Raw genomic sequence first — 12,360 nt, 5'->3', positions numbered from 1 at the left:
GGGGCGGTCCTTCAGAGCCGATCAGCAGGCATCATGGCCGGGCAGTCGCATTTTTACTCAGTCCCACAAGGTTAGAGCGCGCTCGTCGACCGCAACGTTAATATTGAGGTGTGAGCCAGAGCGCGTCAGGAGGTATGGCTGAGGCTGACTCGCTGGCCAATGAGCCGGCCCGCCTTTTGGCCAATGCTTTGCCGCGGCGCCTGCCACGATGTCGTGCTGGTTAAATGTTATCGGATGCGCAGCATCAAATCGAATGATGACCGCCCCCTAGCTGATTAACCTCGGGCTGAGGCTTAGGGGAGCCATACGAGACTCCAAAGCTCGGTTGGGCCAACGGAAGCCATCGATTTCTGTGTCCGAGCCGAAAATCCAAACGAGGCTCGCAAGACGCCGCTAGCATTGTGGTGTCTGGCGCATTCACCGAAGACCGCTGGCCGGTTGAATGCCCAGTGTCGGTTCACCGACAGTTGGGATCGCGTCAGGCGCGAGGCTCTCGGCCAATCTGGGTCTCGAGGGTTGATTGAGGCTGTGGATCGAAGATATCGCCGATCCTATCATCGTCATTATTCCACGGGCTCATTTCTTCGTGTTCGCGCCCCGACCAGCCTATTGGTAGGCGTTATTCAGGTCCGTTGAGAACAAGTCGCGCGTCGAAGTATTCGCAATCACCGGCAGCGAATTGCCGAGAAGGCAAGAGTGACGGTATCCAAAGCCGAAGTGAGTTCTTACCAATCGTAAAACTTGATCGTTCCATCACGATAACGCATCAAATGCTGAACAGTCATGTGGGTGCAACCATAAATCGTCACAACCCTGCGGTTTCCTTGCACCAGCATTCGGAACATGCGGGGAAATAGTGCGATGTCAGCTGCCGACTGGAGATCAGAGAGCGCATACCACGAAGTCAAGCAGGCAGAAGCGGCCGACATAGCCTGGGAATGGCTACGCCGCGACCACGAGTATCAAAAAGACTTCAGGGCCCTGCTCAGCAGCAAACAGTCCAGCGCGACGGATCACTTCCGGCGGAAGTGGGGACTGACGTTTTCCGGCTGATCCGCAAAAGACTTTCGACAAACAGGCTGTTTTCTGGTCGCCTGAGGCGCTGTCGACCGTGCTGATCGTCCGCACGGCGGTCAGCTCGATCGTGTCTAAGCCGTGTGAGCTTGATTTCACCAATCTGGCAGGCAGCGAGTTGCGTGAAGCGCCGGACGGATGGCATGCGATCGTACCGCTCGGTGATGCGAAGCATCGGCTTTGGCTAACAGAACTGCCGCCGAGTGGATCAATGGTCGCCTTCGACTTGCCACTCGACCGCAACTTAGGCCTCCGCTTGCAAGCTGCACATCGTTTTTGGTTGGCACTCGAACAGCGTCCCGTTGGATCGTCCCCTCTTGCTCGATCAATCGGAACTCGGAACCGGCACATTCTCGCTTTGCGTGCAGTGGATGGGTGGCTGGAAGGTAACAGCTACCGCAACATCGCGCAGGGCCTTTTTGGCAAGGCTCGCATTCCCGACCGAGGTTGGAAAACGCATGATCTGCGCAGCCGGACCATTCGCCTGGTTAAGATGGGGCTGCGCCTCATGCGGGGCGGCTATCGTGAGTTGCTCCGTTACAAGAGCAAAGACAAGCACACGACTCCTGAGCGCTAGTCCAAATCACGCGTGCGCGTAAGTTCAATCGAATCAAAGTTGAAGCGTACGCTCGACATCAATAGTAGATCGGATCGTAAAGCACGGCTGGCGGCTGAGCCGGTCAATTTTGCCCGTCAGTTTGGCGTACCGTGAAGGCTCAAGTCGTGAGCTGTCCCGTTAGCGGCTAGCGCAAGTACAGTCTACAGAAGAAGGTTATAAGCCGCGGCGGTTGATCGTCGAAATATCGCGGCGACTAGGTTTTCTTCGTTCGATGCGGATGCGTGCTGATGCAGCAGGGCAGACCACGCCAGCCAAGCGCCCGCGCAGCGATAGATCAACGTTCATCGCTTGACAATTGATGATGTGTTTCTGTCATCTCAATCAATTGCTCGAAATGGTAGGTGACGCTAATAGAAAAGCGGGACATCTCCGGGTCTGGAGCTGAGCGGGCTAAGCCGATCTGCGCTTTGACTCAACGCCGTGCCGTGTGCAGAAGCGAGAGCAAAGCATCAGGCCGTCCTGAAACTTCTCTTCTGATACTAGTATGTGAGTTCGCCGTAGCGGAGCGCATGACCCGCTGAGTTGAGTTAAGCGTACTACTAGGCCTGGGTTCGGCGCTGTGGCGCTCATGGATTGGTGCGAAAATCGAGTTCAATTGCACGCGTTACCTCGATGATACTCTCAGGATGGCCGCCGTTCTCGAAGAGGGCATATCTCAGAGCTTGGGTGCGGCTGATAAACAAGCCGCCAAATGCGCCCCGTTGTTCGCGGGCGACCCAGTTACCGGCCCGATCTCGGCCAACGAGAACGATCCGTGGGGCGGAATCACGCGAATGGGACTCGACAGGCGACTTATATCCCAGGCGAGAGGGAGGATGGAATGACATCAAAGATCATCTTCGTCGCGGTCCGCATAGCCTGTTGCGTTTAGGTGCGAGCCGAGCACCGAGCCGGTAGATTACATCAATTGCGAACGGCGCTCTCCTATCAGTTCTAGCAGAATGGGAGATTCGCGGTAATGCGCGGCCAGAGCGCGCTGACGCTCAAAAGTAGCACATGGCCTAGTTGTTGGTCCGTAGGATGTTGGCGTCACAACTGCAGACGTCGCCATCGATGCGGAAGAACTTCGGTTTTCCCCGGTCTCCTCTAGCAGGCTGTTGAAGAACTCAGCCGCGTTCGCAAACGAAGGCTGAATCGTCGCCATTGTGTATGTAGAAGTGACCGACGAGCCTGCCCGCCGTGCCGATCATAGCCCATCCGCGACCGCAGGCGGGGTCATTCTCATCGTGCCCTTCCCATGAGAACTCCGCGCAGGCCGAACCGTCTCGCGCGCCGTAGCGGACATCGAGGAAGCCGTTTAGCGCACCGAAGGCAATTTCACCGTCGGACTTGCCCTTGAAGGTGAGATGCGCCTCGTCGACGAGGTCGAGGAAGTCGCCGTCCCAGTTGTCCATTTCGACGATGCGCCAGCGGCCAGCAAAGGCCTTGGCGAAGCCGGGCACCTTGGCCATCAGCCGGCCTCCGCGATCAGCTTGGGCAGCCGCACCAGATTGTAGGCGGCGGCAGCGAAGGTAAAGGCCCATCCGACGCGTTCACGGCCACGGAAGCGGGTCTTCTCTTGCCCGGCGACCGTCTTGATCCAGCCGAATGCCTCCTCGATGCGCTTGCGGATGCGCTGGCTGACGGCATAGCCGCCGTGCCGGGTCGTTCGCCCGTCGATCGCAGAGCTGCGGCCGCTGGTGTTCTGCGCAACATGCGGCGTCACGTTCATCGAGCGCAGCTCGTTGACGAAGTCTTCGGCGTCGTAGGCTTTGTCGGCGCCAAGCGTGATCGCTGTCGGCCGGTCGGCACGCGGTTCGATCATGTGCAGCGCGGCCACCCGTTCGGCATGCCCGTCGGCCCGCGTCAGGCAGGCGTCGACCAGCAGGCCGTGGCGGTTCTCCATCAGCCCATGCCCGATGAAGCACAGCTTCGTCTCCTTGCCTTTGCCCTTGCGGTAGAGCCTGGCATCCGGATCGGTGGTCGAAGCATGGGTGTCGTTTGAGCGTTTCTGGCCATGGAAGTCCGCTTCGGCATTGCGCCCGCCGCCTGGCGCCGGCGGCTCGCCAGAGCCATCCTTCGGCTTCACGCTCTTCATCGAGGCCCAGGCCTCGATCAGCGTGCCATCGACCGAGAAGTGATCGCTCGACAGCAGCTTCTTCACCTTGGGCTGCGCCAGCACCGCCGCCAGGAACTTGGCCGCGATGTCGCCTTCCAGCAACCGGTCGCGATTCTTCGAGAACACCGAATGGTCCCAGGCTGCGTCGTCGACGCCAATTCCGACGAACCAGCGGAACAGCAGGTCGTATTCCAGCCGCTCCATCAAAAGCCGCTCCGAGCGGATCGAATAAAACGCTTGCAACAGCATCGCCCGCAGCAGCTTCTCCGGCGGGATCGACGGCCGCCCAATCGGCGAATAGAGCGCGGCAAACTCGCGCTCCAGCGTCGACAGCGCCTCGTTCACGATCGTCCGGATCGCTCGCAGCGGATGGTCACGCCGCACCCGCGCCTCCAGATCGACGTAGCTGAACAGCTCGCCCATTCGATTGTCGCCGCCGCGCACGCCCCATCTCCGAATCTCGTCGGAGCCAATGAATCACGGTCGCTGGTCGGCGGCGAGCACCTTTTTCAACAGCCTGCTAGGCGCTCGCCGGTCTCTACTGATTGACTGAAGAAGACCTCTTCCTCGAATGCGGCAGAATCCCGTGATTCCACCATGGAGATCGTCTGCCACGAGCGTTGTTGCGTCCGTTGCACCGCTCGCCTCTTGAACAGGTTAAGCGCGGACAGGATCGCGATTTTCCTGTGTCACCGGCGCCAGCTAGGCAGGTGCATGAGCCGGTGAGACTCCGGACAAAGGCCCTTCCTGGAGCGTCCGTTCAAGATAACACGTCCGCGTTTTGGATCATGCAGCCGATACCATCGGCCCTGTCGTCTGAGCGTCGATACGTCGATTATATGAACTGCTCAGCGAGCCCTGAACTGCTTCATCTGTGCCCCACGATAACTCTAGTGGCCAGAGCAGGTGATGCGAACGGACCTTGCGAGTTGTTAACTCGCCTGTTCTTCGCCGAGGGGGCGCACTGATGACAAGCCATAGGCAGCTGAGACGAGCTTGTAGCAACAGCATGCCTTTTCTTCGAGCAATTTGGGTTCGTCGATCTGCAAGACCCCGCGCATCTTGCGAATCAATCCTTGCTCTTCGAAGCGGATCAGGGTTTCCGTCACACCAGCGCGACGCAGTCCCAGCACTGAAGAAAGGTAATCGTGGGTAACTGGCAGCACGCGGGCGTCAACAGCTTCACTCGCAAGACACAGCCAGCTCGCAAGCCGTTGTTCACGATGGTGCCGAACTCCGCACAATGCTGTCTGGACACACTGGAATGTCAGCGCTTGAATATACTCAAACAGACTGTCGCGAACCTCTGGATGCGCCTTCACTATACGACGCAAATCGTCGACCCGAATTCTGTGCGCGCTTCCAGGAAACACGACCACGAATTGATGCGTAGAAAGATGTCCTCCCCATAGAAACGAAGCGCCAACAACGCCCCGGTATCCTATGACTGCCGTTTCAAGCATGCTTCCCGCGGCAACAACTCTCAGCGAGACGAGGCCCGCTTCTATAAAGTAGGCGTGCTCGATCGGCCTTTTTGGTTCTTGCAGAACCATGCGTTCTTTCAGAACGATCGACTCAAGGCACTTCCCTATTGCCGCAAGGTGTTGGATGGAAAGACGCGCCAAGATCGCGTTGTTTGCAAAGCGTCTCTTCGTAGGGCTCACGGTATCAGAACGGTGAAGCGCCGCCCGTGTGCCGGGCAGCTGCTTGGATGCTGCATCTGCGGAGCAGTCAAACTCCTGGCTGACGGCGGGCACGCGGTCGGTCACGGTTCCTCTCCTGACAGCCTTTTGCTAGCGTGAGCGCTGACCATAACGAGAACGTGACTGTAGCAATGTCCGCATCCCGAATGATTTAACGAGCGTCGCATCGGCGCTCAAATCAGGCGTTTGCAAGCCGATCTTCGATGAATCTCAGCCAACCAGAGCGGAGAGATGTGCACCGCCTGGGCGCTCGGCTCCTAAACGGTGCGCAGGGCCCATCATGTCCTCGCCGAAACCGCCCATGACGTCAGCTGTTCCGCCCGAATTTGTAGAGGCAACAAAGCCAAGTGCCGACGTCTGTTGAAGTGCGGCATGCCGGCGCCTCGTGCGCAACGATCGCCCGGAGGTCCTGGATGGAAGCATCGATGCGGATATTTGGCTCGGCATCTGGCCAGATTCCCGAAAGCTAGACCGGCCACGATGGCAGGCAATATCTCGGGGCTGATCTGCAACTGCATCAAACGCAATCTTCGCTAAACGAAGTTACGAGATGGTTCAAATCCGTGGCACGCTCGACACTGCAACGTTAGATTCCGGTAGTACATCAGGTCCCACTGAGCACAATGAAACGATGGGTCAAGCGGCCTTCGACGTGCACTTGGACGAGGTACCGCGGGAGCTGGACGAACAAGCCGGTGCGGGGCCTTTCCCAAGCCGTTGTATCGAACGAGGTGGAGGATCGCTCCGATTCGGAGGAGTAAGTCATCGGCTTTGGCTGGCAGAATTTCCTCCGGTCGGCTCATGGTTACCATCAACCTGCCGGTTGACCGATCGAGCTCCGGTTGCGGGTGCGCATCGGTTCCGGTTGGCGTTCGAGCATCGCCCCGTTGGATCACCGCCTCTTGCTCAATCGACTATGACCGGGCATCGGTACATCCTCGGTTTGCGCGCAGGGCGGGCTGGTTTGAGGGCAACAGCTACCGCAACATCGCGCAGGTGCGAAGGCTCATGTCATCGATGGCAATCTTTTGTCGGTTGGCGCAGGGGGCGATATGGTAGAGAGAGGGTCGAAGCCGTGGCACTTGATCGTCGAACCTTCGCTGTAGCCGGGTTTTCTGCGCTCGCATGGGGATACGCGCTGCAGCAGGGGCGGACCGCGCCGGCCAGGAGGCCGGTGGTCGCCGGGTATGTCGCGCCGTGGAAAGCCCGGCCGGGCGGTCCAAGCATCAAGACGATCCCGGCCCGCGAACTAACCCACTTGATGTATACCTTCGGCACCGTTTCGGCGGAAGGATTGGCAGAGCTTGCGGATCGTTGCCTCGACGCAGGAGCCTGCGACGGAACCTCGCCCTCGGGTCCGCTCGGCGGTAACTTCGCCCAACTCGCCGAATTGAAGCGGGACAATCCGCAGCTTCGAATTCTGATTTCACTGGGCGGTTGGAATGGATCGAAGTATTTCTCCGCCGCTTCTGCCACGCCGCGCTCACGCGCGCGGTTCGCGCAATCCGTGATCGATGCGTTCTTTCGGCCGTATCCCGGCCTGTTCGATGGCGTGGATATCGATTGGGAGTTTCCCGTCTCAGGGGGACGTTCAGATAATCTCGCGCGCCCTGAGGATCGTGCGAATTTCACGCTTTTGATCGCGGAGCTCCGCCGAAGACTCACTGACTTTGCTGCATCGGAGCGTAGGGAGCTGGAGCTCACCATTGCAGTGTCGGCTGTCCCAGACAAGCTTGCCAATCTGGAGGCGGCCGCTCTGGCCCGGCTGGTCGACCGGATTCATCTGATGGCCTACGACTATCACGCGGGCTCGGCCTTTGCCGCTTTCAATGCTCCGCTGTTCGCCTGCGCCGGCGATCCAAATCCTGATCTCAATGTCGATGCAAGTGTGAATGGCTTGATCCGGGCCGGGGTACCGTCGGCCAAGGTCGCGCTCGGGATAGCCTTCTATGGCCGGGCTGTTGCGGACGTTCCGCAGCAGAATGGGGGGCTCTTTAGAAAAGGGGCGACCGCGAGCGAAGAGTGGGGAGGAAGCGACGGCATCGATTATCGGGATATCGTTGCCAGGCGACCGGAAGAGTCGGGCTTTCGCCGATACTGGAGCGATGAGGCCCAGGTGCCCTGGCTCTATGACGCCGAACGGCGCATATGGATCAGCTACGACGATCCGCTCTCCATCGCACGAAAGACGATGTACGCGCGGGCCCGTGGACTCGCCGGGATCATGATCTGGGACCTGTTCGCCGACGACGGTTCGCTACTCGCGGCACTCCGCGTCCTTCCCGGGCGAACGCCTGAATAGCATTGTGGTCATCGCGTCACGCTGAAGCACGTTATCGAACGAAGTCAGCCGCGGACTAAAGGGCGATGAGATCAGGGCCCGGTTGAAACGGGCAATGTCGGAAATCCGGCAACCGGCAGCATCGTTCGAGAGGTATACTGAGGGCAATGCGCGTCTTCTGTCGGGATGCGACGTGGGCCCAGGATTGCGGACTGGTGTGGCCCTGGGCGGCGAGGTGGTAGATCCCGGCGGGCTGCGTCAGGCGGATCGGATGACGGTACCAGCGCATTGGGCAGCTTGTTTCTCTCCCCCCGAAAATCAGGAGTGCGCGGAGGCGCACTTCGCCGGCGACAGATTGGAATGAGGTCTGCGAGACCAGAAAAAACAGCTTGAATCTCACGTGGCGTGAGCCTGTAGGTTTTGAGGCTATGACGAAAACGACACGCGGCGTAATGAATCATCTGAAAGTCACGAGCTTCACGCTTCTCTTCAAGGTATCCGTATTTCGACGCACCACGCGTGAGGACATCGTCGCGGTGCGTCGCTCGAGTTCTCTTCGAGAGGTTGCGCCCGTCGCTCAAGCGCGTCGGAAGTGCGAGGCGTTTGTGTTTGCGGGCAACACGTTTCTGTATTCCGCTTGCTGGACTGCTCGCATGCCGTGTCCCGGGCCGGCACGCGCGCGGGTTCGAGTTGTGCCTGCATGACGAGGGGCGGAGAGTTCTCGAATGCGCGACTGCGAAGGGGGATCGGTGACCTCTTACAATTTTCTCTTCGCCTCGTGGGGCACGTTGGGAAATCTCAGTCCGCTGCTTACGGCGGCTCGCCGATTGCGCCATCATGGTCATCATGTCCGGGTGATCGCCGATCCGGCGATGCGGACAGAAGTCGAGGCCGCTGATTTCGAATTCGTGACATGGCGCCGCGCCCCGAAGGGGCAGGCCGCGGATCCAACGGATGTCTCGGACTTGAGAGATCGCATGCGCAGGGTCATCTTCGAGCGTTGCTCTGCATACGCGGCCGATATTCGCGACGAGATTGGCCGCGTGCCAACAGATGCGGTCCTCAGTCTCGACCTGCTGTTTGGCGCGGCGGTCGGGGCGCAGGCATGTGGCATGCCTTTCGCGTTTCTTTCGCCTCACGTCAGCATCCGGATTCTTCCGGGAATGCCGCCTGCGACTTCCGGATTGGGGCAACCGAAAACGCTGGAGCAGCGCGCCGAAGTCCGGGCAGCCTCTGCAGCGCTCGCTGCGGCGATGAATGCGTCCCTTCCTATCCTCAATAGAGCTCGCGTCGATTTCGGCCTTCCTGTTCTTTCAGACGCCATGGACGTGTTCGACCAGGCTGATCGAGTTCTGCTGGCAATCAGCCAGGCCTTCGACTTCGAGGCAGACGCTCTTCCGGGCAGTTTCCGTTATATCGGTCCCCTGCTCGATATGCCGAGCTGGTCCAGGTCGTGGCAGGCTCCCTGGTCCACGCGACCCGATTGTCCCCGCGCGCTGATCGCCTGCAGCACTGGTGCGCAGGGCCAGCGAGACCTGTTTCAACGCGTCATCAATGCCGTCGGCGCCATCGAAATCGAAGCTGTTTTCACAACAGGTCCAAATCTGGACATGGCTGATGTTCGTGCTCCGAAGAACATCCATCTGGTGTGCGGCGCGCCCCACGACGCCGTGAAGGATGCTTCTCTTGTGATATCCCAGGGCGGCCACGGGACGGTCACCCGTTCGATCATCAATGCTCTGCCGCAGCTCGTTCTGCCAATGGGACGGGACCAGGCGGCAAACGCGGCTCGGGTCGAAGCAAAGGGAGTAGGGCTCCGATTGGGACCGACAGCGTCCGAACCGGCGATAGCGGCAGCGATAAAGCAGCTGATCACGGAACCGCAATTCAGGGTCGCGGCCCAAAAGCTCGGCGAAGTTATCAAAGCTGATATCGATACATCGCCTCTTGTCCACGAGATGGAGATTCTTGCCGCGGTCGGACGACAGCGACGAAGCCGCTCGTGACGAGCTACGTTTGGTGCAGATCCGGCGATCTCCGGGGCGGGCGCCTGGTCGATGTACTGCCTCACTGACGAAACATCTTGAAGCTGCGACGTGGCGCCAGCCTTGACGCCGGTCAGGAGAAAGACGCTCGTGCGCATTCATCCCGATTCGTTCGCCTTCACCCTGTTGCCTGGCGTTCTGGCGTCGCTCTGTCGGCCGGACACCTCGTCCAGGTTGCTTGAATGCCCACCAGATTAAGGAGGAGAGACCGTGATTTCTTGTGGCGCATTGCAGCCCGTCCTGTTGTGTCGCGACGGCGTATGTTTGGCACATGTTGAGGCCGGACCTGCAGCCCCGCAAACCCCTCCGTTGCTTCTTGTCAATGGCTGGACCGGCGACCACAGCATCTTCACGCCGCAGATCGCCCATTTTGCTCAAAGCCGTCGCGTCGTGGCCGTCAACATTCGCGGCCACGGCGCCAGCGATGCGCCCGAGCAGGAGTACACGATCGCAGGATTTGCTGACGATCTCGCCTGGCAATGCGCTCAGCTGGAACTGTTCAAGCCGGTTGTGATCGGCCACAGCATGGGAGGCCGGATCGCACTCGAACTGTGCGGACGCTATCCTGACCTGGCCTCAGGCGTGGTCATGATCGACACGATCGTCATGCCGCCTCTGATCATGCGCGAATCCCGCGAGCTTGCAAGGCTACTGGAAGGCATTGGCGGACCCGACTATCTGGCGGTCTCAAAGGCGAATGCATGGGAGATGGGTTGCGACTTTGACGATTCCGCCCGGCGAAAGATGATCTACGAGACTTATGTACTTCCGTCCTGCGAGAAAACGCCACAGCATGTAGCTTATTCGATGATACGGAACGCAACCTTGGATTACGATCCCTTACCCGCAGCAGAAGCCTGCCGGATTCCCATGGCCTATATTTCCGCAGATGTTCCGCTTGTGAACGCAACGCGCGGCCTGGAGCGGCTGCAGGAGATCTGTCCCCAACTGGTAATAGCTAAGACAATGCTCGCCGGACATTTCAACACGATTGAAGTTGCAGACCAGGTCAATGCCATGCTGGATCGCTTCCTGGCCGTCGGGCTCCGGCGGCGCAGATGAAGTCTTGAATAGATGTATCGAAGTGTCTGTAATTGCGAGCTAGATTGGTGGCGAAAGTGAATTGATCCTGCTCGCTCGGTGCGCGGCGCCTGCTCCGCGACGGTCGCCGGCATCAAGACCTGCACCGGTTTCAGTCAGCCGCGCAAAATGTTCATTACCAGCACCATGCCGCTGCCGTCCCACGCCATGAGCGTCACTTTTTCCGTGCGCTAGCTGCGGAACACGAAGGCATCGTTGCAATGCGGATACGCGCGCAGTTCACCAGCGCTGACGGCCGGTACACCGACCTACAACGATTGACGGGTTGTCCGCCGGCAATTCTTGAGATTGGATCTCAGTGCAATCACCGGATGCCCGAAGCGCCGTCAGCGCTGTAGACAGCCTCGCCCTTTCCCACTCCCGGCTCGCCCGAATGGCTTGGCCCGCCGGTTATCCTCGATTGCGTCGAAGCACATCATATCTTCGCCGAGCCCGCTTATGAAGGGCACGCATCAAGGCGATGAATGGTGTCTGTCCATCAAGTTCGACTGCCCGCTCCTCATCCGCCAAGATCGTACCGTGGTCGAAGGCACGAGGACCGACGCGGCCATTTGGCTCTGCGTTGGTCAGCTTCCCGAAAGCCAGACCTGCCAACCTAGCGACGTGGAGATATCTCGGCGCTGATCTGCGAACTGCGGTGAGAGCCTCGGCATAGTTCTGGTACAGCGGCAACGGTCCATGACCAGAACGGGAGCGATACGGCCAACTTATTGTCGCTACCCATAAACGACGCTGATGTGCGTGGCCGCCGCATCAGTCGGCGCGGTGCTGCCCGTGGATCGTTCCGCGCCGGACGTGGGCGCTTGCCTAGGGGTGCAATAGCACCGTTGCGGAACGGCTCGCCGCGAGGCTTGCGCTCGCTTCAGGCCAGCCCCAGGCGATCCCGCCGACACGCTGCCGGTGTCTGCTTGGCAACCAATGTCGGCAACCGGACATGGTCGTGCAGCGAGCTGTTGAAACTTGCGCCTCTTTAGCCGGCACGCAGTTTGCAGTGAATGGATCCGCAAGGTATCGCAGACTGCACTGTGTCATGCGTTGCGTGCGTTCCGCCGCGCGTCTGCCTGACGCGCCAGGCGTGCGAGCGTGGCCCATCGGCCTCATCGGGAGAAAGTTTATGAACACGTCACTCCTCTCCGCCGCGCTGCCTTCGATTGCCCGCGCCACGTCCACGGCGCTTTCACAGGAGCGAACGACTATGGCGGCGGCAAATGATCCATCGCTCTGGCTCGAGGACATCGAAGGAGAAGGCGCGCTGGCTTGGGCTCGCGCCGAGAACGAGAAGACACTTGGGGTGCTCCAGTCAGATCCTCGCTATCGGTGCTTCTACGAACAGGCGCTTTCCATCCTGCAGGCCAAGGATCGGATTGCCTACGTTTCGTTGGGACGGCGGGGTTTGGAAAACTTTTGGCAAGACGAGAACCATGTGCGTGGCATATGGC

8 protein-coding genes and 1 pseudogene are annotated in these 12,360 nt (G+C 59.6%); 6 read left to right on the top strand and 3 right to left on the bottom strand.

The annotated features are described in order from the left end of the window. Nucleotides 1-861 precede the first annotated feature (861 nt). Complete coding sequence (locus tag IF803_RS41425) at nucleotides 862-1,053, top strand: transcriptional regulator domain-containing protein (protein ID WP_461196048.1); 192 nt, start codon at nucleotides 862-864, stop codon at nucleotides 1,051-1,053. A 58-nt stretch (nucleotides 1,054-1,111) separates the two neighbouring features. Further along, nucleotides 1,112-1,651: a DUF2285 domain-containing protein gene (locus IF803_RS41420; protein ID WP_461196047.1), complete on the top strand. Its 540-nt coding sequence runs from the start codon at nucleotides 1,112-1,114 to the stop codon at nucleotides 1,649-1,651. 1,148 nt (nucleotides 1,652-2,799) lie between these two features. On the opposite strand, the gene IF803_RS41415 is transcribed toward IF803_RS41420, so the two are convergent. The 3 genes from IF803_RS41415 to IF803_RS41405 form a co-directional block, all read right to left on the bottom strand. Continuing rightward, the gene (locus IF803_RS41415) at nucleotides 2,800-3,144 is read right to left on the bottom strand and encodes a hypothetical protein (RefSeq protein ID WP_018268887.1); all 345 of its coding nucleotides are present in this window, start codon (nucleotides 3,142-3,144) and stop codon (nucleotides 2,800-2,802) included. Further along, nucleotides 3,144-4,235 (bottom strand): IS5 family transposase, encoded by a 1,092-nt coding sequence (locus IF803_RS41410; protein ID WP_038387925.1) that lies wholly within the window; start codon nucleotides 4,233-4,235, stop codon nucleotides 3,144-3,146. The genes IF803_RS41415 and IF803_RS41410 overlap by 1 nt, the downstream gene beginning before the upstream one ends. Nucleotides 4,236-4,723: 488 nt before the next feature. After that, complete coding sequence (locus tag IF803_RS41405; protein WP_461196046.1) at nucleotides 4,724-5,560, bottom strand: Crp/Fnr family transcriptional regulator; 837 nt, start codon at nucleotides 5,558-5,560, stop codon at nucleotides 4,724-4,726. Between the two features lie 1,009 nt (nucleotides 5,561-6,569). Here IF803_RS41405 and IF803_RS41400 point away from each other — a divergent pair. The 4 genes and pseudogenes from IF803_RS41400 to IF803_RS41385 form a co-directional block, all read left to right on the top strand. After that, nucleotides 6,570-7,796 carry a glycoside hydrolase family 18 protein gene (locus tag IF803_RS41400; RefSeq protein ID WP_461196045.1) on the top strand — a complete coding sequence of 409 codons (1,227 nt, stop codon included), beginning with the start codon at nucleotides 6,570-6,572 and terminating at the stop codon, nucleotides 7,794-7,796. 704 nt (nucleotides 7,797-8,500) lie between these two features. Continuing rightward, entirely contained in the window at nucleotides 8,501-9,781 is a 1,281-nt protein-coding gene (locus IF803_RS41395; RefSeq protein ID WP_461196044.1) for a glycosyltransferase, read from the top strand. Between the two features lie 249 nt (nucleotides 9,782-10,030). Further along, nucleotides 10,031-10,882, top strand: coding sequence for an alpha/beta fold hydrolase (locus IF803_RS41390; RefSeq protein ID WP_461196043.1), 852 nt, complete (start codon nucleotides 10,031-10,033; stop codon nucleotides 10,880-10,882). A 1,153-nt stretch (nucleotides 10,883-12,035) separates the two neighbouring features. Next, nucleotides 12,036-12,360: pseudogene (locus IF803_RS41385) on the top strand (S9 family peptidase); the annotation flags it as partial.

The organism is Bradyrhizobium sp. UFLA06-06 (genome assembly GCF_054820065.1).
Note: the sequence above shows the minus strand (reverse complement) of the source record. Positions and strands in the feature narration are given on the sequence as shown.